The 22,027-nt window shown below is 65.0% G+C and carries 19 protein-coding genes, 1 tRNA gene and 1 pseudogene; 15 read left to right on the top strand and 6 right to left on the bottom strand.

The genetic code is table 11. The features are described 5' to 3' along the window. Positions 1–11: 11 nt before the first annotated feature. Positions 12–1,148 (bottom strand): hypothetical protein, encoded by a 1,137-nt coding sequence (locus tag QA642_RS19665; RefSeq protein ID WP_283086102.1) that lies wholly within the window; start codon positions 1,146–1,148, stop codon positions 12–14. Positions 1,149–1,467: 319 nt separating this feature from the next. Between QA642_RS19665 and QA642_RS19660 the strand changes: the two genes are divergently transcribed. Together QA642_RS19660 and QA642_RS19655 are read left to right on the top strand one after the other, a co-directional pair. Continuing rightward, positions 1,468–1,713, top strand: coding sequence for a zinc-finger domain-containing protein (locus QA642_RS19660; protein ID WP_007602543.1), 246 nt, complete (start codon positions 1,468–1,470; stop codon positions 1,711–1,713). A gap of 19 nt (positions 1,714–1,732) precedes the next feature. Beyond that, complete coding sequence (locus QA642_RS19655) at positions 1,733–2,935, top strand: FAD-dependent monooxygenase (protein ID WP_283086101.1); 1,203 nt, start codon at positions 1,733–1,735, stop codon at positions 2,933–2,935. Positions 2,936–2,956: 21 nt separating this feature from the next. Here QA642_RS19655 and QA642_RS19650 read toward each other — a convergent pair whose 3' ends face one another. Beyond that, positions 2,957–3,382: a twin-arginine translocation pathway signal gene (locus QA642_RS19650; protein ID WP_283086100.1), complete on the bottom strand. Its 426-nt coding sequence runs from the start codon at positions 3,380–3,382 to the stop codon at positions 2,957–2,959. 173 nt (positions 3,383–3,555) lie between these two features. On the opposite strand from QA642_RS19650, the gene QA642_RS19645 reads away from it, so the two are divergent. The 3 genes from QA642_RS19645 to QA642_RS19635 all read left to right on the top strand — a co-directional run bounded on the left by QA642_RS19645 (position 3,556) and on the right by QA642_RS19635 (position 5,067). Then, a tRNA-Leu gene (locus tag QA642_RS19645) sits at positions 3,556–3,644 on the top strand. Positions 3,645–3,663: 19 nt separating this feature from the next. Further along, positions 3,664–4,296 carry a hypothetical protein gene (locus tag QA642_RS19640; RefSeq protein WP_283086099.1) on the top strand — a complete coding sequence of 211 codons (633 nt, stop codon included), beginning with the start codon at positions 3,664–3,666 and terminating at the stop codon, positions 4,294–4,296. A 339-nt stretch (positions 4,297–4,635) separates the two neighbouring features. Beyond that, complete coding sequence (locus tag QA642_RS19635) at positions 4,636–5,067, top strand: hypothetical protein (protein WP_283086098.1); 432 nt, start codon at positions 4,636–4,638, stop codon at positions 5,065–5,067. A 99-nt stretch (positions 5,068–5,166) separates the two neighbouring features. Here QA642_RS19635 and QA642_RS19630 read toward each other — a convergent pair whose 3' ends face one another. After that, a complete protein-coding gene (locus tag QA642_RS19630; protein ID WP_283086097.1) occupies positions 5,167–5,946 on the bottom strand; it encodes a crotonase/enoyl-CoA hydratase family protein in 780 nt (259 codons plus the stop codon). An 87-nt stretch (positions 5,947–6,033) separates the two neighbouring features. On the opposite strand from QA642_RS19630, the gene QA642_RS19625 reads away from it, so the two are divergent. After that, positions 6,034–6,621, top strand: coding sequence for a TetR/AcrR family transcriptional regulator (locus tag QA642_RS19625; RefSeq protein ID WP_283086096.1), 588 nt, complete (start codon positions 6,034–6,036; stop codon positions 6,619–6,621). Between the two features lie 115 nt (positions 6,622–6,736). Continuing rightward, positions 6,737–7,987, top strand: coding sequence for a multidrug effflux MFS transporter (locus QA642_RS19620; RefSeq protein WP_283086095.1), 1,251 nt, complete (start codon positions 6,737–6,739; stop codon positions 7,985–7,987). Positions 7,988–8,186: 199 nt separating this feature from the next. Here the strand turns inward: QA642_RS19620 and QA642_RS19615 are convergent, their stop codons facing one another. Beyond that, positions 8,187–9,782 (bottom strand): glycosyltransferase family 39 protein, encoded by a 1,596-nt coding sequence (locus QA642_RS19615; RefSeq protein ID WP_283086927.1) that lies wholly within the window; start codon positions 9,780–9,782, stop codon positions 8,187–8,189. A gap of 254 nt (positions 9,783–10,036) precedes the next feature. Here QA642_RS19615 and QA642_RS19610 point away from each other — a divergent pair, with 254 nt between their 5' ends. The 3 genes and pseudogenes from QA642_RS19610 to QA642_RS19600 all read left to right on the top strand — a co-directional run. Beyond that, positions 10,037–11,002: a hydrolase gene (locus QA642_RS19610; RefSeq protein WP_283086094.1), complete on the top strand. Its 966-nt coding sequence runs from the start codon at positions 10,037–10,039 to the stop codon at positions 11,000–11,002. Positions 11,003–11,038: 36 nt separating this feature from the next. Further along, positions 11,039–11,458, top strand: a complete 420-nt coding sequence (locus QA642_RS19605; protein ID WP_283086093.1) for a Rid family hydrolase — start codon at positions 11,039–11,041, stop codon at positions 11,456–11,458. Between the two features lie 66 nt (positions 11,459–11,524). Then, positions 11,525–11,647: pseudogene (locus QA642_RS19600) on the top strand (IS5/IS1182 family transposase); the annotation flags it as partial. A 34-nt stretch (positions 11,648–11,681) separates the two neighbouring features. Here QA642_RS19600 and QA642_RS19595 read toward each other — a convergent pair. Both QA642_RS19595 and QA642_RS19590 read right to left on the bottom strand, forming a co-directional pair. After that, entirely contained in the window at positions 11,682–13,289 is a 1,608-nt protein-coding gene (locus tag QA642_RS19595) for an ABC transporter substrate-binding protein (protein ID WP_283086092.1), read from the bottom strand. Positions 13,290–13,436: 147 nt separating this feature from the next. Further along, the gene (locus tag QA642_RS19590; protein ID WP_283086091.1) at positions 13,437–15,044 is read right to left on the bottom strand and encodes an ABC transporter substrate-binding protein; all 1,608 of its coding nucleotides are present in this window, start codon (positions 15,042–15,044) and stop codon (positions 13,437–13,439) included. A 267-nt stretch (positions 15,045–15,311) separates the two neighbouring features. Between QA642_RS19590 and QA642_RS19585 the strand changes: the two genes are divergently transcribed. From QA642_RS19585 to QA642_RS19565, 5 genes are all read left to right on the top strand, one after another. Then, complete coding sequence (locus tag QA642_RS19585; RefSeq protein ID WP_283086090.1) at positions 15,312–16,442, top strand: M20/M25/M40 family metallo-hydrolase; 1,131 nt, start codon at positions 15,312–15,314, stop codon at positions 16,440–16,442. 210 nt (positions 16,443–16,652) lie between these two features. After that, on the top strand, positions 16,653–17,594 hold the full coding sequence (locus QA642_RS19580; RefSeq protein ID WP_283086089.1) for an ABC transporter permease: 942 nt from the start codon (positions 16,653–16,655) through the stop codon (positions 17,592–17,594). Positions 17,595–17,611: 17 nt separating this feature from the next. Then, the gene (locus tag QA642_RS19575; protein ID WP_283086088.1) at positions 17,612–18,499 is read left to right on the top strand and encodes an ABC transporter permease; all 888 of its coding nucleotides are present in this window, start codon (positions 17,612–17,614) and stop codon (positions 18,497–18,499) included. Between the two features lie 127 nt (positions 18,500–18,626). Then, positions 18,627–20,276 (top strand): ABC transporter ATP-binding protein, encoded by a 1,650-nt coding sequence (locus QA642_RS19570; protein WP_283086087.1) that lies wholly within the window; start codon positions 18,627–18,629, stop codon positions 20,274–20,276. A gap of 234 nt (positions 20,277–20,510) precedes the next feature. Beyond that, positions 20,511–22,016: a M81 family metallopeptidase gene (locus QA642_RS19565; protein ID WP_283086086.1), complete on the top strand. Its 1,506-nt coding sequence runs from the start codon at positions 20,511–20,513 to the stop codon at positions 22,014–22,016. Positions 22,017–22,027: the final 11 nt, after the last annotated feature.

The raw sequence follows: 22,027 nt of genomic DNA, 5'->3' as shown, positions 1-22,027 counted from the left end.
CGCGTTGCGCTTCAGGCCGTGACGGCCGTGTTCGCCAGAGCAGCCTGGGCTGCAATCTGGGCACGGCGGAGGCGCCGCGCCCGTCTGCGATCGCACCAGGCCTGCGTAAGGCGCTCGGTGGTCGCCTTGATCGAGGACAGGAGGCCGAACAGCGTCAGTGCCGCACTGAGCAGCCAGAGCGCCAGATTGAACGCGCCGCCGACCAGCAGCAGCGCTCCGCGCCCGAACAGCTTGATGATCGCGCGGGTCTTGCCGCCCTGCGCTTCCGCAAGCCGCGCCGCGCGCGCGACATCCTTCGGACCCTCGGCGATCCGCAGGCTATCCATGGCGCCGCGCGCGCCGGTCTTTTCGGCAACGCGCGTGACGTCCTTGCCGAGCCGAACCAGCGCGCCAGCCTTCTCGGCCCGGAATGCGGCCTTGATCGCGCTGACGGTCTCGCCGGGGCGGAACACCGAACCCTTGGCGACGGCGTTCTGGAGCATCGGCGCATCGACCACCTCGCGCGCGGACCGGCCCGCCCATGCGGCGAGGCCCTCGCCGAGCCGCCCGACCTTGCGGGCATCCTTCACCAGCGTCAGCCCGGCGCGAACCGGCGCAGCACCGCCAACGGAGACATAGGTCACGGCCGTCACCGCAAGGCCCGCGGTCGCCAGGCCCAGCACAAGACGATCGGTGTCCTCGCCCATCGCCAGATGCTTGCCCTCGCGCACGACATCCCTGATGTCGCCGATCACGAACAGATCGCCGGCGACGGTTCCGGACAGGCTTGCGACATCGTCGGCGTTGCCGGTGATGAGGCCGGTGGCAAACCGTTTGGCGAAATGCGAGGTGGAGTTCTCGGCCTTGACCGCATCGCTGACGCGATTGATGAGGTCGTCGGGCAGTGCGAGGTTGCGGTCACGCGCGAGCGCAACGAAACTGTCGGCGAGATCGGCATCGCCGGCGGCGAGCGCGGCCTCGATATTGTCCTGAACCAGATGGTCGTTCTGCCGGAGCAGCGCATCGAGCTTGAGCTCTGAAAGCGCGGCCGGATCGTCCTGGGCGGAGAGAATCGCGCCGGCCTCACGGGCATGCGGCGTTACCTGCACCAGCATGAAGCTGCATGCCGCGATCCCGGTCAACGCTGTGGTGATTCGCAGCCACTTCATGCGGAAAGCCTGGACGGTCCTGAAATCGTCTTGAAATCGTCTTGCGCCTGATGGTTCGTCTTTCGTCGCAAATCGCGCTCGTCCCCAGACATAGTATGCCAAAATTGCGACACAACGTCCCCGACGAAAGAAGGGCTTCTCTCAGGCCGCAAGATTGTGTCGAATTTGCATGAGCAAATGAGCATGGGGCATTGCGAACCTTTTGGTTCCGCTGGACTAGCAATCATCAGCACCCACCATTATGGTCCGCGGCGCCTTAAAGATGCCGCGTCAGTTCTTGATTGTATCTGCCGCCGTTGCCACTCCAGGATGAACTACGATGTCCGACCATGTCGTCCCGCACTTCCATAACGATGCCGGTGTTCCCGTCATCGAGATCGGCTCGCAAGAGTTCATGTGCGTGGGCGCTAATCCTCCGTTCGACCACCCGCACGTCTTCCTGGACCTCGGCAACGACAACGAGATCATCTGCCCCTACTGCTCGACGCTGTACCGCTTCGCGGCGGACCTGAAGGCGGGCGAAGCCCGCCCGCCGGAATGCGTCTTGAAGGACAAGGTGGCCTGACCGTTCCCATCGGTCAGGGGTGGCGCTCTCCCGAACGATTGTCATCGCCGGTGCCGGCATCGGTGGATTGACGGCCGCGCTGGCGCTCGCGGCCCGCGGCTTCCGCATCGTCGTGCTGGAAAAGACCGAGCGGCTCGAGGAAGTCGGCGCCGGCCTGCAACTCTCCCCCAATGCCAGCCGCGTGCTGGTCGAGCTCGGCCTCGCCGAGCGCCTCAAGCTGCGCGCCGTGACGCCGGAGGCGGTCTCGATCATGAGCGCGCGCGCCGGCGGCGAGCTCTTGCGCATGCCGCTCGGCGAAGCGGCGTCGGCGCGCGCCGGCGCCCCCTATTGGGTGGTGCACCGTGCCGACCTGCAATCGGCGCTGGCCGGCGCTGTCTCAGATCATCCCGACATCGACCTGAAATTGGGGGCGACCTTCGAGGACGTCGCGCCGCACGCCAAGGGGCTGACCGTGGTCCATCGCAGCGGCACGATCCGCCGCAGCGATCTCGCCAGCGCGCTGATCGGCGCCGACGGCATCTGGTCGACGGTACGCCAGCATCTGTTTCCCGAGGTGCAGCCGCGCTTCTCCGGCCTGATCGCCTGGCGCGGCACCTTGGACGCCACGCAGTTGCCGAAGGACTACACCGCCCGCCGGGTGCAGCTCTGGATGGGCCGAAATGCCCATCTCGTCGCCTATCCGATCGCGGGCGGGCGCCAGATCAACGTGGTCGCAGTGCTGCCGGGCACCTGGAACAGGCCGGGCTGGAGCACGCCCGGCGATCCCCTTGAGGTGATGGACGCCTTCGCCGCGCCGCGCTGGCCGCCGCCGGCGCGGATGATGCTCGCCGCGGTCGATAGCTGGCGCAAATGGGCGCTGTTCGGCGTGCCCGACGGCTGCCCCTGGAGCAAGGGCCCGGTCGCGCTGCTCGGCGATGCCGTGCATGCGATGCTGCCGTTCGCAGCGCAAGGCGCCGGCATGGCGATCGAGGATGCCGCCGTGCTGGCGCGCCATCTCAGTCCCGAAGCCGCCGAGAGCGCAGCCGGCATCACGGCGGCGCTGAAGCAATATGGCCGCGCGCGCGAGGCGCGCGTGCGGCGGGTGCAGCGGACCGCGCGGCAGCAGGGCCGCATCTACCATCTGGGCGGGCCGCTCGCGCTCGCGCGCGATGTCGCGATCCGCGCGCTCGGCCCGGAGCGCATGCTGGCGCGGCAGGACTGGATCTACTTCTGGCGGCCGTGATGCGGGTTCGGTTACGCCGGCTCAGCGAGCGGCGCTGCCGGGTTTCGGGGCGGGCTTGATGACCGGCGGCTGCGGCGTCGAGGCCTGCGGCGGCGCATTCGGCGGCGTCTCCCGACACCGGTTGCGGCGCCAGGCGTCGTCGGCGAGCTGCGTCGAGCCGCGCACCGCGATATAGTCGTTGCGATAGGCGAGCTCGGACACGACGGCGCCTCCGGCCCCCGTCTCCGCCTTGTTCATCAGCCTCTGCAGATCGGCGGTGCGGGCCGCCAGCGCCTTCCGCTCGGTCTCGAGCTGCTTGCAATCGTACAATTCGTACTTGCCGGGATCGGCAAAGGCCGGCGCGACCGTCTCGCTCATGCTGGCGCAGCCGGACAGCGCGGCGCCCGCCGCGAGCAGCACAAGAAGCGCGCCGCAGCAGCGCGGGCGGTGGGAAAACGAAGCAGCCATGCCGGATGAATAGTCCCCGTGGATTGAGAATGCCTAAAGCAGCAACAGATGTCCGGATTGAGGCTTTGCCTTGTGCGCGCGGCTCGCTTAAGGAAGAACCGCCCCTCCGGCTGCGCAAGCGCCAATTCCAGACCGCCGGGGGTGGACTTAAGTGTTTGATCTCGTTGGATCAAGCGGGCATGGCGGAATTGGTAGACGCAAGGGACTTAAAATCCCTCGGTGCGCAAGCGCTGTGCCGGTTCGACCCCGGCTGCCCGCACCACTGGAGCTGATGGCGCCGATTGGGCCCGCAGCATGATCCAGAAGCACGCCAGCGCGACCGCGATCTGCACGAAGCTGTTTTCGATCGACATTCCCGCGAGCGAGGCGAGCATTGGAACGGCGACGCCGATGGCCAGGACGGCGGCGAGGGCTGCGGCCGGGAGATCGACGATGAGGATGGCACCGTAGAGCGCGAGCTCGAAGAAGGCATATTCCTTCAGGCGCGGCGCGCAGAGATAGAGCCCGTACATCGCCAGCACAGTGATGCGCAGGGCCTCGCGCGGATGGTCGATCAGCCAGCGATCCAGTCGTGCCAGGAAAGCGCCTTCCCGACTTGCTCGTCCATTCGCCAGGCGCAGCACCACAAGAGCCAACGGCGCAAGCACCAGCGCGAACGCCACGAGCGCGTAAGCCGCGAACACGATCGGCTTGCTGCCGCCGAGCCCGAATTGATCGAGCGCGCCCTGCGCCAGCAGCAGCAGCGACGGCGTGGTGTCCATCACGTAGACCGTATGCTGGTCGGGAATCTGCCCCCTGATCGCGAGCAGCCAGCTCGGAAACAGATCGGGATAGAGGACCATCGAGAGCAGGACCGGCAGCGCCAGGCCTGCGGCCGCGGCCGCGATCAAGCCGATCTTCTGCCGGCGCGGTAGCGGCAGGAAATACAGCGCGGCCAGCACCGGACTGTACACCAGCTTGAACGAGGCAACGAGGCCGAGCAGAGCAGCGCCGACGATGCGCAGGCCGAAGCTTCGATCATCGTCCGCGTCCGGCAAAGGGAAACGACGCAGCAGCAGGGCCAGCGCGCCCGCGCTCAGCGTGCCGCTCATGATGGTAAAGTTGCCCGACGCCAAGACCCACTCGAAGCCGACGAAGGCGCCGAGCGCCCAGAGCACCCTCAACCCGATATCGCGAAAGCCGCCGCGGTCGCGGCCGAGCCCCGGTAGCAGCAGGCCGCAGAGCATGGCGAGCAGGAGAAACACGCCGCGGTGATGGCCGACGAGAAAGCCGCCCGCGCACAGCGGACGGAACGCCTCGAGCGTCACCGGCAGATAAGGATAAGAGAATTTCGTACCCTTCAGATTTTTCACGAAGTAGGGATCGAGCCCATCGACATGGGCATCGACCGCCGCGCAATTGACGCGCACGTCCCAGCCGAAGTTCACATCGAGCGTGAGATCGCTGACGAGATTGCCGAGCACCAGCAGCGCCACCAGCGCAACCACGCAGTCGTGCCAGACGTTGCGCTTCCCGGCCATGCCCGCCGGCCCTACCCATCGTGCTGTCCCGGTAACGTCAGACACGTCCAATCCTGCCTGTGGCTCGCGTTCCCTCGGCGCCTGACCGGCGTCCGGTCAGGCCACATTGGACAGGATGCGTTGCGGATTCATCTCCCTAAGGGTCTGTTGCCGCTGTTATGGTGAATCCCTGGTTTCCAGACTGCGTCTAGCGCGATGGCATGAAGATGAATCACCATCGCGCTTTAGGTTATTGTTTGAGCATGATCTCCGCGCAAACGCGCTCTAGCGCGAGCCGCGGGCGGCGAGCCAGCCATCGAGCGCTTCGCGGGTGTCCTGCGTCGCCGCCATGCGCGCGAACTGCTCGCTCTCGATGGCGAGGCCTTCCGAGATCGAGCTGTTGAGACCCCGCGTCGCGGCCGTGATGATACGGGCGACCGCGAGGTGCGAGTGCCGCGTGATGCGGTCGGCCAGCGCGAAGGCTGCGTCGAGGAGCTGCTCATGCGGCACGATGCGGTTGACCAATCCCATCTCCAGGGCTCGCTGCGGTGAAAAGGAATCGCCGGTCAAAAGATATTCCAGCGCGCGCTTGCGGCCTGCGAGCCGCGGCAGGCGCTGCGTGCCGCCAAAGGTCGGCGTGATGCCGATGGCGATCTCGGGTTTGGCAAAGCTCGCCCGTTCGCTGGCGATCGCCAGATGCACCGCTTCGGTAATCTCGCAACCGCCGCCGAAGGCGATGCCGTTGACGGCGGCGATGATCGGCTTCGGAAACGCCTCCATGCGCGCCGTCATGCCCTGCCCGCGCCGCACGAAGGCTTTTGCCGCAGCGTCAGGGCCGCACCTGACGCTCTCCGAGAACTCGGCGATGTCGGCGCCGGCCGAGAAGGCGCGCTCGCCTGCGCCGGTCAGGACGACAGCGCGGATAGCGGCATCGTCCTCGATGCGGTCGAGGATCGCCATCAGGCGGTCGATCAGCGCGTAGCTCAGCGCATTGAGCTTGCTCGGACGGTTCAACGTCAGCAACGCGACGGCGCCGCGCGTTTCGCAGAGTATCAAGTCGGACAAGTGGCCGCTCCTTCCAGGTCGAATTGGGTCCGGAAGTCAGCCACAGCGGCCTTGTCGTGTATACTCACTAGGCAGTATACATTGCTGATGTCCGAGAAGGGTGACAGCACACGCGAGCAGATCGTCGTCGCGGCGACGCGCCTGTTCTATGGCGAGGGCATCAGGGCGGTGAGCATGGACGCCGTCGCCGAGAAGGCCGGCGTCACCAAGAAGACGCTCTACTATCACTTCACCAGCAAGGACGAGCTCGTCGCCGAGACCATCGCCGCCAGGGACCAGCCGACGCTGGAGCTCTACAAGCGCTGGTTCGCCGAGACCGACGGCACCGTGGCCGAAAAGGTCCGAGGCCTCTTCGTCAAGCTCGGGCGCTCCGTCGACACCCCGCGCTGGCGCGGCTGCGGCTTCCTGCGCACCATCGCCGAGCTCGCCAACACGCCGGCCCATCCGGCCGTCAAGGCCGGCGCCGCGCACAAGAAGCGCTTCGAAGCCTGGCTAGAGGCGGAGCTGACGCAGCATGGCGTTCCCGGCGCGGCCGCGCTCGCACGCCAGCTCCTGATCCTGCTCGACGGCGCCACGACCGTGATGCTGATCCATCGCGATCTCGCTTATGTAGAGACGGCCGGCGCGCTGGCGCTCGGCCTGGTCGAGGCGGCCCGGAAGACGGGTCACGCCTAGAGCCGCTTCACCAAGTCGTGTCCGCCGCGGTTCCGCCGGCCTGCCATCCCGAAACATGGGTTGTGCGACGCAGCATAACCGCTCAAAAAGCCCCTGATTTTCAGAGGTGAGCTGCTTGTCCGACGTCAATGCCGACGATTGGGTGTCCTCCGGACACCGTCCCATGGGTTTTCCCGAATTCGTCATCGTGATCGCGTCCATCATGGCGCTGAATCCGCTTGCGATGGACATGATGCTGCCGGCGCTGCCCAATATCGGGGCTGCCTTCAAGATTCCCGTCGCCAACCATCTCCAGCTGGTGCTGTCGACCTTCCTGATCGGCTTCGGCGCGGGCCAGTTCGTGATGGGCCCGTTGTCGGACCGCTTCGGCCGCCGCCCGGTGCTGCTCGGCGGCATGGCGGTCTATGCGGTCGCGAGCGTGCTGGCGGTCGCCGCGCCGTCGTTCGAGACGCTGCTGCTGGCGCGCGCGCTGCAAGGGCTCGGCACCTCGGCCACGCGCGTGATCGCGACCTCGATCGTGCGCGACTGCTATGTCGGCCGCCGCATGGCGAGCGTGATGTCGCTCGCCATGATGGTGTTCATCGCGGTGCCCGTGATCGCGCCCTCGTTCGGACAGGCGGTGCTGCTGGTGACGGCATGGCGCGGCATCTTCGTCGTGCTGATGCTCTACGGCCTGCTCGCGCTCGCATGGTGCGTGCTGCGGCTCCCCGAAACCCTCCCCGAGTCGGAGCGCAGGTCGCTGGCGCCGGCCGACGTGCTCTCGGCGTTCCGGCAGACCGTCACCAATCGCCAGACCATCGGCTATGCGACCGCCGCCGGCAGCGTCATCGGCGCGCTGTTCGCCTATGTGTTCTGCGCGCAGCAGGTGTTCACCGGCGTCTATCACCTCGGCGATTACTTCCCGCTCGCCTTCGCCGCGATCGCGGCCGGCACGGCGGTGGCCGGCTTCCTCAATGCGCAGCTGGTCGGACGGCTCGGCATGCGCGTGATCTCGCATGGCGCGCTGAGCCTCTATGCCGCGGTGGCCGGAATCATGCTGCTGACGGAAAGTCTCGGCGTGCTGCCGCTTTCCCTGTTCATGGTGCTCTCGGCGCTGATGATGTTCTCGTTCGGCATGATGGTGGCCAACTTCACCGCCCTGGCGATGGAGCCGCAGGGACACATCGCCGGCACCGCCTCTTCGCTCTACGGCTCGATCACGACACTGATCGGCATCGTGGTCGGCATGGCGATCGGCCAGAGCTTTGACGGCACGCTGCTGCCGTTCTCGATCGGCTTCTTCCTGTCGACGCTGGCCGCGCTCGCGATCGTGCTGGTGGTGGAAAAGGGACGGCTGTTTCGGCCGCATCACCGTCCCGTCGGTTGAGGAACTTCCCGGCCGCGTCGATGTTGTACTGCAGCAATTTCGAAAGGCTGCCTCAATGGAACTGGAACATCGCGAAGACCGTACCGACAGGGATCGTCAGGCAACGAAGCAATCAGTGCCGAACGCCGATCAAGCGGCATTCACTCCCCCCTTTGCGAGCGAGGGCCTCGAGCAGGTGCGCGACAGCCACTGCTGAAGCTTAAGGCGCGGCACGCCTGCTGGCACCGAACTCGTCGGCCGTGCTCGCAGGCGCTGCACTGTTGTCGCGCGGCGGCACCATCAGCGCCACGACATCCCGCGTGACGCCGGGCCTTCCCCACAGCGTGGCCTGCACGGTGAACTCGCGCTTGACGAAGTGCCCGGCTCGGCCGGACACCGATTCCAGCCACTTGCCGCAACTGTCCTGGTCGCTGAAGCACAGCGCGGCCCAGCCGCGGTCGAGTGTCGTCTTGCGCGGAAGCCCCCATTTGTACTGATACTCGAACGGCCGCGCATAACGGGGATGGTCGGGGCTGTAGAACGCGGTGGCAAAGGACAGCGAATCGTCGCCGCTCACCGCGCTCAACGGTTCGCCGGTCAGCTCGCACCATTGCCGCGTCAGCTCGTTTGCCGCCGGCGCATAGAAATTCCGCCCCTCTTCGTAGCCGTGATTGTTGCGATAGACGGCGTGGATCGGCGCGGCGACCAGAACGGCGGCGAGCGCAACGCCGATGACGAACACCGTGACATTGACGGTGTAGAAGCGCTCGATCGGATAGCGCGCACCGCAAACGATCAGCACGACGAACAGGAACAATCCCTGCAGCGCCCATAGCGAGGGCAGATCCGTTCTCATCGCGAGCGACGTCAGCACCGGCAGCACGATCGTGCCGATCGCGACATAGAACAGAAGCCGCAGGGCCGGACTCATGGCCGCGAAGTCGGCCGGAAACCGTTTGAGCCGTGTCCCTGCGATCAACACCCAGAGCACGGCGGACACGCCCATGGCCGCTGCCAGTCCCAGCACGAAGTTTTTCACCTCGATGAGCGAGCTCGCGGCATTGCCGTTGGCGTGGGCCAGCGCATAGGTGAAGGTCGAGGCGCCCGTCGTCGCGAGCCAATAGATGTGCGGCGACAGCACGGCGAGCCCGGTCGCGGCCGATATCCAGGGCGAAGCCGAGGTGAAATAAGCGCGCCGCGCCGGATGAGCCAGCGCGGCAAACGCGAAACTCGCAACCAGGAAGATCGAATAATACTTGCCGACCATCGCCAGCGCCGTCGTGAATCCCGCAGCAAACGCCCACGGCGCCGTACGCGTCTCGAACGCGCGCAGGAAGCACCAGGTCGCGAGCGGCCAGATCGCGAGCAGCACCGAATTGGCGTTGAAGCGCTGTGCGTGGAATTGATAGGCCGGCGTCAGCATCAACAGCAGCAGCACCAGGATGCGCTTGTGCCCGGTCACGAACTGCCGCGCGACCAGATCGACGCAGAACAACGCCACCCCCGCATTGACCATCGACATCAATTGCAGCGACCAGTCGCTCGGCGGAAAGACCGAGGTCCAGCTCGCGGCAACCCAGCCCATCAGCGGTGGATGCTTGTGATAGCCCCACTCGAAATTCCGGCCCAGCGTCCAGGCCTCGAGCGTGTCGGGATGCAGGCCACCTCCGGCATAGGCGATGGCGAGATAGAGCGTCCAGATCGCAACGAAGCACGCAATGAGAAGCGGCACGGCCCAGCCCGTCTCGACGGCGTCGAGCCAACGCAGGAATGGCCGGCGCCATGGCGCCGGCGCGCGATCCGACCGTTCGGCCATCGCCTGGAATGCAAAATCGATCGGCACGGGAAGCTATGAAGGAAAGTGGTGTGCAAGCTGCGCACATCTATTTCAGGACAGAAACAAATAGCAATGATTAGAAACTGGAAGGGTTAAAAGCTGACACGAAGCTGACAAAACAAAGCGGCGCCGCTGATGACAGCAACGCCGCGTGATGTCCGGGACAAAACGGATTTCGACACAATCCTGTGGTGAGCCGTCGGTTAACTACATCTGGCAGCTAGGGGGCATCCTTGGGACGCAAGACATGGCTGGCTTGTTACCTGATGCTTTGTTGTTTGGAATGTCCCGCGCGGGGGGCTGGCATCCAGCTTCTTGATTCTGATCCGAATCTGGCCGGCGCCGTTTGGTATCCGTGCGCCGCAGAGCCGCAATCCCTGCCGCTCGGAAAACTCACGCTAAAGTTCATCGACACGATACAGGGAGCAAAGGATTGCCCCGTGACTGGCACGAAGCTGCCTCTGGTGGTCTTCTCCCATGGTCAAGGCGGCTGGTTCGGCCTCCATCATGACACTGCAGAGGCGTTGGCTGATGCCGGCTTTGTCGTCGCGGCCATCAGTCATCCAGGGGACAACGGCAACGATGTCTCGCAGAGCGAGAGTCTGTCGAATTGGGCCTCCCGGCCGGCCGATATGGTTCACCTGATCGATTTTATGCTGAAGTCCTGGAAAGACCGCGACGCAATCGACTCGTCCAAAATTGGCCTCTTCGGCTTTTCGAAGGGCGGGTTCACAGGGTTGGTGCTTGCAGGAGCCGGTCTCGATTTCCAGAGGACTGCGTCTTCCTGCACCAACAACTCTGGCTTCTGCGAGCAAGTACGGAGCGGCGATGTCCCAAAGACTCTGCCGCGAGACACTCGGATCAAGGCTGCCGTCATTGCCGATCCTGCACCGACTTTCGCATTTACAAGGAGTACGTTGTCATCAATCGACATTCCATTGCAGGTCTGGCGATCCGAATCGGGAGCCAAAGATCGAGGCGTTGATCCGGAAGGCGTTGCGCGCGTCCTGAATGCTTTGCCTGGCCAACCCGCGGTTCATATCGTGCCATCCGGCCACTTCGCGTTCCACCCGCCGTGTTCGCCAGAGCTTGCCGCCGAGCTGCCGCGCTTCTGCACAGACCCGGCGGGCTTCGATCGAGCAGCCTTTCACCGGGACTTCAATGCAAGCGTCGTACAATTCTTTCGGCAGCATCTGTGATGCGACAAAAGCCAAGCAAACGCCAAGGGAGCCTTCATGAGCCGATCGGTGCATGTTCCTGTCGGAATCTTCGATAGCTTGCGCTACGGTTTCGCGCAGGTTGCTACTGTCCCCACACCGTTTGGCGACGTTGTGCATGTGTCCGGCCAGGTTGCTTGGGACGCAGAACAGAACGTCGTTGGCGCTGGCGACATCGGCCGTCAACTCAGCAAGAGCCTAGAGAATCTTAGCGTTGCGCTTGCATCGGTTGGTGCGAAGCTCGATCAGGTCGGTGCGTTGCGGCTCTACATCAAGCAGAGTCACCTACACGAAGGCAAAGCAATTAGCGGTGCCCTCAAAGCGGCGTTCGGCGATAATCCACCGTGCACAACCTGGATCGGAGTGCCAAACCTGGCCAAGGATGAGTTCCTCATCGAGGTGGAGCCTTCTGCAGTTTTCCTGGCGCGAAACGCCTGATTGCCGATCGTGGCTAGGATCGCCGACTGGATCAGGGGACTGGCCATGAAAAAGAGCGCATGGGCCAACATCCCGCCGAAAAGGAATCGCAACGACCAGATCTGCTTCAGTCCTTGTCTCTGCCGTCGGGTTGCAACACGCTACGACAAGCTGGCAGCGAACGACCTCGCTTTCGTTCAGCTTGCCTCGATCAGGCCACGGCTGCGCCTTGTCGGCCCAAGTCCTACTCGGACTTGTCGATATTCCAGAACACCGGCGTTGCTGGACCGTCGATCACACCGGAGAGCGACTTGCGCCACGCGCTCGGCGCCTGAAACTGGCCCAGCGGGACGTAGAGCACTTGGTCATAGGTCTCCTTCTGGATCTCGGTCGCGATCTTCTTCTGATCGTCGAGCGAGGCCGCGCGAACGAAGGCGTCCTTGAGCTGCTCCACCCTGGCATCCTCCGCCCAGCCGAACCAGCCGCCCTTCTTGCCCTGCCCGCCGACAGCAATGTTGGAGATCGGGTTCGACACGTCGGCGCTGACCCAGTTGGTGATGAACATGTTCCAGCCGCCCTCTTTCGGGGGCTTCTGGCTGGCGCGCCGGCTCACCACCGTCTGCCAGTCGGTGGCCTGTAAATCGACCGTGAAGCCGGCTTCGCGCAGTTGCTGGGCCACCACGATCGGTTGGGCCTTCAGTGTCAGCACGTCGCCCGGCGCCATGAGCACGACGGGCGTCCCATCGTAACCGGACTCGGCGAGCGCCTTCCTGGCCGCAGCCATGTCGCCGCCCTTGGCAAGCGTCTCGCCGCCAAGGTCCGTCGCGAACGGCGTGTCGCAGATGAAGACCGCCGCGCAAGCCTTGTAGTACTTGGGATTGCCGATCAGCGCATCGAGCACGTCCTTCTGGTTGACGGCCAGGAGTGCTGCGCGACGGACCTTGACGTTATCGAATGGCGGATGAAGGAAGTTCATCCGAGCGCCCGTCTGGAAGCCGAACTTGTTCAGGATCTCGAGCTTGAGCTCCTTGTCGGCTTCGATGGTGGGCAACATTTCGATCGCGGGATTTTCCATGAAATCGATGTCGCCCGACTGCAGCGCGTTCAACGCTGTCTGCGGGTCCGGCATCGTAATCCATTCGACGCGATCGACCTTCGCGACCTTGCCGCCGGCGGTCCAGCTCGCCGGCTCCTTGCGCGGCACGTAATCGGTGTTCTTGACGTAGACCGACTTCACCCCGGGCTGGAATTCCGACTGCACGAACTTGAAGGGGCCGGAGCCGATCTGCTCGGAGATCTGCTTGTCCGCCGGCGTCTCGGCGAGGCGCTTTGGCATCATGAAAGCCACCCGCGAGGACGGCTTGCCGATCGCTTCCAGCACGAGCGCGTACGGCTCCTTCAGCTTCAGCGTGATGGTCTTGGCATCGGTCGCCTCGATGCTCGCGGTGAACAGCATCATCTGCTGCCCCATGCTATCGACAACGGCCCAGCGCTTCAGCGAAGCAACGCAATCTTCCGCGGTGACCGGCGTGCCGTCATGCCACTTCAGGCCATCGCGCAGCGTGAAGGTGTAGGTCAGCTTGTCGTCGGAGATCTTCCAGTCCGCCATCTGCGGCTGGATCTTGAAGTTCGCATCCGTCGCGATCAGCGTGTCGTAGATCATGTAGCCATGATCACGCGAGATATAGGCGCTGGTGAAAATCGGATCGAGGACGCGCAGATCCGAATGCATCACGGCGGTGATGGTCTTGCCTGCGGCAAGAGCTGGCGAGGCTAGTGCCGAAAGCGCCACGACTGAAATCGCAAGTATGGAGGCGAACGTCCGACGCCACCGGCGCATGAGTTGGAACACTGAAGTTCTCCCGGCAAGTTTTCTTGAGGGCTCTCTTGGCAAGTTCTCCTTGGGAAGTTCGCCTGGAAATCTCCTGGCGAGCGGCGCCGCCGGTGACAGCGGCGCCGCGTGACGATCGGTACGAAGGATGCGGGGCGTGCCCTCGCCTCACTCGGACTTGTCGATGTTCCAGAACACCGGGGTTGCCGGGCCGTCGAGGACGCCGGTGAGCGACTTGCGCCAGCCGCTCGGCAGAAGATACTGACCGAGCGGAATGTAGATCACCTGGTCATAGGCCTCCTTCTGGATCTCGGTCGCGATCTTCTTCTGATCGTCGAGCGAAGCCGCGCGGACGAAGGCATCCTTGAGCTGCTCGATCTTGGCGTTTTCCGCCCAGCCGAACCAGCCCTTCTTGCCCTGACCGCCGATCGAGAGATTGGCGATCGGGTTGGAGACGTCGGCCGCAACCCAGTTGGTGAAGAACATGTTCCAGCCGCCCTCCTTCGGCGGCTTCTGGCTGGCGCGGCGGCTCACCACGGTCTGCCAGTCGGTCGCCTGGAAGTCGACCTTGAAGCCGGCTTCGCGCAGGAGCTGGGCCGCCACGATCGGCTGCGCCTTCAGCGTGGTGACGTCGCCGGGGCCCATGATCACCACCGGCGTGCCGTCATAGCCGGATTCGGCGAGCGCCTTCTTGGCTTCCGCCATGCCGTTGCCCTTGATCAGGGTCTCGGCTCCGACGTCGGTCGCGAGCGGCGTGTCGCAGACGAAGAACGCGCCGCAGACTTTCTGATATTTGGCGTTGCCAATCAGCGCGTCGAGCACGTCCTTCTGGTTCATCGCCAGGAAGGCGGCGCGGCGCACCTTGACGTTGTCGAACGGCGGATAGAGGAAGTTCATGCGCCCGAGCGTCTGGTACCCGAACTTGTTGGAGACGTCGATCATGAGCTCCTTGTTCGCTTCCAGCACCGGCAGCATGTCGTAGGGCAGATTTTCCACGAAATCGATGTCGCCCGACTGCAACGCGTTCACGGCCGTCTGCGAGTCCGGCATGGTGATCCACTCGACGCGGTCGACCTTCACCACCTTGCCGCCGGAGGTCCAGCTCGACGGCTCCTTGCGCGGCACGTAGTCGGTATTCTTGACGTAGACCGCCTTCACGCCCGGCTGGAATTCCGACTGCACGAACTTGAAGGGGCCGGAGCCGATCTGCTCGGGGATCTGCTTGTCCGGCGGCGTCTCGGCAAGACGCTTCGGCATCATGAAGGCGACGCGCGAGGAAGGCTTTCCGATGGAGTCCAGCACGAGGCCATAGGGCTCCTTCAGCTTCAGCGTGATGGTCTTGGCATCGGTCGCCTCGAGGCTCGCGGTGAAGTCCATCAGCTTCTGGCCCATGCCGTCGACCGCAGCCCAGCGCTTGAGCGAGGCGACGCAGTCTTCCGCCGTCACCGGCGCGCCGTCATGCCACTTCAGGCCGTCGCGCAGGGTGAAGGTGTAGGTGAGCTTGTCGTCGGAGACCTTCCAGTCCGCCATCTGCGGCTGGACCTTGAAATTCGAATCGGTGGCCACCAGCGTGTCGTAGACCATGTAGCCATGGTCGCGCGTGATGTAGGCTGTGGTGAAGATCGGATCGATGATGCGCAGGTCCGAATGCATCACGGCCGTGATGGTCTTGTCGGCCGCAAGCACCGGCGAAGCCAGGCCGACCGAAAGCGCGACGACCGACAGCGCAAGTTTGGAGGCAAACGCGCGAGGCCTCCGGCGCATGAAGTGGAACATGGAAAGTTTCTCCTGACGTGAAACTGTTCAAAGGCAGGTTATTGGTTGAGCATCCGGTCCGTTCTTTGGGCGAACCAACCTCATGCAATGCCTTTATCTTTTCGAGACTTGCAGACAGTCTTGAGCCCGTCAATCCGGTTTCACTGCAAGCCCTGGCGGCGCGCGCACGGGCTCCACAAGGATCGATTTGGCTCTACAACTCTCTTCGTTCGTCCCGCTGCACCGATGCAATGCGCGTTCCACTTTCGAAGCCTGAGAGACATTGAGATGAATCCAGCCAATCTTCCCTTCGATTCCGAGGCCATGCTCGCGGGCCTGCGCACCTGGGTGGAATGCGAAAGCCCGACATGGGACGCAGATGCGGTCAACCGCATGCTCGATATCGCAGCGCGGGATATGGCGATCATGGGTGCGACGATCGAACGCATCGCCGGCCGCCAGGGCTTCGGCGGCGTCGTCCGCGCGCGCTTCCCGCACCCGAAGCAGGGCGAACCCGGCATCCTGATCGCCGGCCACATGGATACCGTCCACCCGGTCGGCACCATCGAGAAGCTGAAATGGCGGCGCGAGGGCAACAAGTGCTACGGCCCCGGCATCTACGACATGAAGGGCGGCAACTACCTCTCGCTGGAAGCGATCCGGCAGCTGGCGCGCGCCGCCTTCACCACGCCGCTGCCGATCACCGTGCTGTTCACGCCGGACGAGGAAGTCGGCACGCCCTCGACGCGCGACATCATCGAGGCGGAAGCCGCGCGCAACAAATATGTGCTGGTGCCCGAGCCCGGCCGCGCCGACAACGGCGTCACCACCGGACGTTACGCCATCGCACGATTCAATCTCGAGGCGACGGGCCGGCCGAGCCACGCCGGCGCGACATTGTCGGCGGGACGCTCGGCGATCCGCGAGATGGCCCGGCAAATTCTCGCCATCGACGCGATGACGACGGAGGATTGCACCTTCTCGGTCGGCGTCGTGCATGGCGGGCAATGGGTCAATTGCGTTGCCACGACCGCGACCGGCGAAGCACTCTCCATGGCCAAGCGCCAGGCCGATCTCGATCGCGGCGTCGAGCGGATGCTGGCGCTGTCTGGCACCACCAACGACGTCGCCTTCAAGGTCACGCGCGGCGTGACGCGTCCGGTGTGGGAACCGGATGCCGGCACCATGGCGCTCTATGAAAAGGCGCGCGGCGTCGCCAAGTCGCTCGGCGCCGAGTTGCCGCATGCCAGCGCCGGCGGCGGCTCCGACGGCAACTTCACCGGCGCCATGGGGATTCCGACGCTCGACGGCCTGGGCGTGCGTGGCGGCAACGGCCACACGCTGGAAGAGTATATCGAGGTCGAAAGCCTGGTCGAGCGCGGCCGGCTGATGGCGGGCCTGCTGGCGACGCTGGAGTGATGCACCGCGCCCCGTCATGGCCGGGCTTGACCCGGCCATCCACGCCTTTGCGAACGGACGCGAAGAAAGACGTGGATGCCCGGGTCAAGCCCGGGCATGACGACCACCTAGGAACCGGGCCCGGATGGCACGGGAATTGCTGAAATGTTAGGCTGATGGCAACCTGCCGAAGGCCCTGCCACAATTTGTCTCTAATCTGACGGATCCAACTTGCTGGGATATCTCGTTCGCCGAATTTTCGCCGCCGTGCCCGTGATGGGCGTCGTGGCGCTGTTCGTCTTCCTCCTGCTGCGCCTCACCCCCGGCGATCCCGCCGCGATTCTCGCCGGCGACAACGCGACGCCGGAACGGCTGGAGCGCATCCGCGCCTCGCTCGGCCTCAACGAGCCGCTGATCGTGCAGTTCATCACCTGGGTGAACAAGCTCTTGCACGGCGACCTCGGCACATCGCTGATCTCCAACCTGCCGGTGATGAAGATGATCGGCCAGCGCGTCGAGCCGTCGATCTCGATCGCGCTGTGCACCATCATCCTCGCCGTCATCGTCGCCGTGCCCCTGGGCGTGATCGCGGCGTGGAAGCACGGCACCTGGATCGACCGTTTCGTGATGGGCCTGTCGGTGCTCGGCTTCTCGGTGCCGGTGTTCGTGGTCGGCTACATCCTGATCGAGGTCTTCGCCATCGACCTCCGCTGGGTGCCGGTACAGGGCTTCAAGAGCATCTCGAACGGCTTCGGTCCGTTCTTCGAGCGCATCATCCTGCCGACCTGCGCCCTCTCCTTCATCTACATCGCGCTGATCGCGCGCATGACGCGCGCCGCCATGCTCGACGTGCTCGGCGAGGACTACGTCCGCACGGCGCGCGCGAAGGGCATCAACGAGGTCGCGGTCATGATGCGGCACGCGCTGCGCAACGCCGCCGTGCCCGTGATCACCGTGATCGGCACCGGCTTTGCGCTGCTGATCTCCGGCGTCGTCGTCACCGAGAGCGTCTTCAACATCCCCGGCATCGGCCGCCTCACCGTCGATGCGGTGCTGGCGCGCGACTATCCGGTGATCCAGGCGATGATCCTTTTGACGTCGCTGATCTATGTCGTCGTCAACCTCCTGATCGACGTTGCCTACACGCTGCTCGATCCCCGGATCCGGTACTAGGGCTAAGGATAACAACAATGTCTGTCGATAGCCTTCCCCGGTCCTCCATTCCGATCACCTCGCCGCTGCGGCCGCGATTCGGATTCCTCACCTCGACGCCGATCATCGCGGTGGCCACGGTGCTGCTCGCCCTGATCGTGCTGATCTCGATCCTGGCGCCGCTGATCGCGCCGCACGACCCGATCCAGCTTGCGCCCTCGCAGCGGCTGAAGCCGTCCTCGGCGCAGTACCTGCTCGGCACTGACGCCTACGGCCGTGACCTGCTGTCGCGCGTCGTCTATGGCGGCCGCGTGTCGCTGCTGATCGGCATCGGCTCGGCGATCCTGTCGATCGCCATTGGCCTCATCATCGGTCTCGTCTCCGGCTTCTTCAAGCTGGTCGACGCGGTCATGATGCGCATCATGGACGGCCTGATGGCGATGCCGAGCATCCTGCTCGCGATCGCCGTGGTGTCGCTGTCCGGCGCCAGCATCTGGACCGTGCTGGTCGCGATCACCATCCCTGAAATTCCGCGCGTGGCGCGCCTGGTGCGCTCGGTCGTGCTGTCGGCGCGCGAGGAGCCCTATGTGGAAGCTGCGATCTCGGTCGGCTCGTCCCTGCCGAAGATCATGTGGCGGCATCTGATGCCGAACACGATCGCGCCGCTGATCGTCCAGGGCACCTATGTCTGCGCCTCCGCGATCCTGACCGAGGCCATCCTGTCCTTCCTCGGCGCCGGCATCTCGCCGGAGACGCCGACCTGGGGCAACATCATGGCCGAGGGCCGCCAGTACTTCCAGATCAAGCCGTCGCTGATCTTCTGGCCGGGCCTTTTGCTCTCGATCGCCATCCTCAGCATCAACCTGATCGGCGACGCCGCCCGCGACGCTCTCGATCCCCGCATGAAGCAGCGGGAGGGGAAGTGATTTGTTTCGCCGGCCCATCCCCTTGTTCCGTCATTGCGAGCGAAGCGAAGCAATCCAGTCTGCCTCCGCGGAAAGATTCTGGATTGCTTCGTCGCTTCGCTTCTCGCAATGACGACGGAGTGACCTGATGACCAATCCCGTTCTCGACATCAACAACCTCGTCGTCTCCGTCGGCAAGAAGCCCGGCGGCGCGAAGATCATCGACGGCATCTCGATCCAGGTGCGCGAGCGCGAGACGCTGTGCCTCGTCGGCGAAAGCGGCTCGGGCAAGTCGGTGACCTCGCTCACCACGATGGGCCTGTTGCCGAAGGGCACGCTGGTGCCGACCTCCGGCAGTATCAAGCTGGTCGGCGAGGAGCTGCTCACCGCGACCGACCGCCGCCTGCGCCAGCTGCGCGCGACGCAGATGGCGATGATCTTCCAGGAGCCGATGACCGCGCTCAATCCGGTGGTGCCGGTCGGCCGCCAGATCGACGAGGTGCTGCGCGCCCACACCGATCTCGATGCGAAAGCACGCAAGAAACGCATCCTCGACATGATGGAGCAGGTGCGCCTGCCCCAGGTCGAGCGCATCTTCGCCTCCTACCCGCATCGCCTCTCCGGCGGCCAGCGCCAGCGCATCATGATCGCGATGGCGCTGGTGCTCGAGCCGAAACTGCTGATCGCGGACGAGCCGACCACCGCGCTCGACGTCACCACGCAGAAGCAGATTTTGACGTTGATCCGCGACCTCCAGCGTGATCACGGCACCGCCGTGCTGTTCATCACCCATGACATGGGCGTGGTCGCCGAGATCGCCGACCGCGTCGCGGTGATGCGGCAGGGACGGCTGGTCGAGACCGGCCCGCTCGAGACCGTGTTGCGCAATCCCTCGATGGACTACACCCGCAATCTGCTGGCGTCGGTGCCGAGCCTGGTGCCGCGGTGGCCGCGCGAGGAGAGCCGCGAGCCCGTCGTGCTCGAGACCAATGACCTCAGCAAGATCTACAAGGAGCGCGCCTTCTTCGGCAAAGGCCGCGAGGTCGTCGCCGCCGACAAGGTGACGCTGACGCTGCGCAAGGGCCGCACCCTCGGCATCGTCGGCGAGAGCGGCTCCGGCAAGTCGACGGTGGCGCGCTGCATCGTGCGCCTGATCGATCCGACCTCCGGCGGCGTGCGGCTTGCCGGCCGCGAGATCTCGGACATCTCGCGCCGCCTGCTCCAGCCGCACCGGCAGAAGATCCAGATCGTATTCCAGGATCCCTACCGCTCGCTCAACCCGCGCGTCACCGTCGGCGAGAGCATCGCCGAAGGCCCGATCAATTACGGCATCTCGCACGCTGATGCGATGAAGCGGGCGCGCGAATTGCTCGAGCTGGTCGGCCTGCCTCCCGACGCGGTGTCGCGCTATCCGCACCAGTTCTCCGGCGGCCAGCGCCAGCGCATCGCCATTGCGCGCGCGCTCGCGCTCGATCCTGACGTGCTGGTCGCGGACGAGGCGGTCTCCGCGCTCGACGTCTCGGTGCAGGCCCAGGTGCTGGAACTGCTCGACGAGATCCAGAAGCGGCTCGGCATCGCCATCCTGTTCATCACCCACGACCTGCGCGTCGCCGCGCAAATCTGCGACGAGGTCGTGGTGATGCAGCACGGCCGCGTCGTCGAACAGGGCCCCGCCGCCGAAGTGCTGACGCATCCGAGGGAGGCCTACACCAGGGCGCTGCTGGATGCGGCACCGGGCCGCAACTGGGATTTTGCGAACTTCCGACCGGCGGCGGAGGGCGTGGCGGCGAGCGCGTAATCTCTCCGCGTCATTCCGGGGCATCGCGAAGCGATGAGCCCGGAATCCATCGCGCGGAAGAGTTTGTCGCCCGATGGATTCCGGGCTCGCGCCAAGTGGCGCGCCCCGGAATGACGGCGGAGCAGCATTCCCAAAACAGCTTGACCCTATGCACGGCGCGAGTGCTTCCCACCTTGCTCTCCTCGCAAGGCCGAGGCTAACGTCGCGCCTTCTTGATCGACTGGACCTGAATTGATGACACGCATCGCCGTCGGCGGCTTCCTGCACGAGACCAACACCTTCGCCCCGACCAAGGCGACGTTTGCGGACTTCCAGCATGGCGGCGGCTGGCCGGCGATGACTGAAGGTGCCGACGTGCTGAAGGTGATGCGGCGCATCAATGTCGGGCTCGCCGGTTTCGCCGACAGCACCGAGGCCAGTGGCTGGGAACTCATCCCGACCATCGCCTGCGGCGCGAGCCCTTCGGCGCATGTCACCAGGGACGCCTTCGAGCGCATCGTGAAGGTCATGGTCGACGGCATCAAAGCCGCCGGGCCGATCGACGCGGTCTATCTCGACCTGCACGGCGCCATGGTGACCGAGCATCTCGACGACGGCGAAGGCGAAATCTTGGCGCGCGTGCGCCGCATCATCGGCAAGGATGTTCCGCTGGTCGCGAGCCTCGACCTGCACGCCAACGTCACGCCCGAGATGATGGAGCATGCGGACGCGCTGATCGCCTACCGCACCTACCCCCATGTCGACATGGCCGACACCGGCCGCGCCGCCGCGCGCCATCTCGCGCTGCTGCTGAAGACGAAGCAGCGTTTTGCCAAGGCGTTCCGGCAATTGCCGTTCCTGATCCCGATCAGCTGGCAGTGCACCAACGACCAGCCCACCAAGGGCATCTACGAGAAGCTCGCCGCCGTCGAGAGCGATGCGGTTCCCACCCTCTCCTTCGCGCCGGGCTTTCCGGCGGCCGATTTCCGCCACTGCGGCCCGAGCGTGTTCGCCTATGGCAGGACGCAAGCGGACGCCGATCGCGCGGCCGATGCCATCGTCAAGCTGATCGAAGGCCATGAGGACGATTTCGACGGCAAGATCTGGTCGCCCGACGACGGCGTCCGCCACGCCATGGAACTCTCGAGGACCGCGAGCAAGCCGATCATCATCGCGGACACCCAGGACAATCCTGGCGCCGGCGGCGATTCCGACACGACGGGCATGCTGCGCGCGCTGGTGCGCAACAAGGCCAGCGCCGCGACCGGCGCGATCTACGATCCGGAATCGGCCAGGGCCGCGCATGCGGCCGGCGTCGGCGCCACCGTGACTCTGGCGCTCGGCGGCAAGTCCGGCATTCCCGGCGACGAGCCCTATCGCGAGACCTTCGTGGTCGAACAACTCTCCGACGGCCGCTTCATCGCGCCTGGCCCCTATTATGGCGGCCGTGAGATGGAGATGGGCCCCTCGGCGTGCCTGCGCATCGGCGACGTCCGCGTCGTCGTCTCCTCGCACAAGGCCCAGCTCGCAGACCAGGCAATGTACCGCTATGTCGGCATCGAGCCGACGCAGGAGAAGATCCTAGTCAACAAGAGCTCGGTGCATTTCCGCGCCGACTTCGAGCCGATCGCGGAAAAGCTGATGATCTGCGCCGCGCCCGGCGCGATGCCGGCCGACACCGCGTCGCTGCCCTGGACGCGCCTGCGTCCGGGCATCCGCATCAAGCCGAACGGCCCCGTTTTCACTCCCCCTTCACGCTAACCGGACAGGAA

This window comes from Bradyrhizobium sp. CB2312, assembly GCF_029714425.1.
Taxonomy (GTDB): domain Bacteria; phylum Pseudomonadota; class Alphaproteobacteria; order Rhizobiales; family Xanthobacteraceae; genus Bradyrhizobium.
The sequence above is the reverse complement of the archived record's forward strand: the minus strand, read 5'-3'. Positions and strand labels throughout refer to the sequence as shown.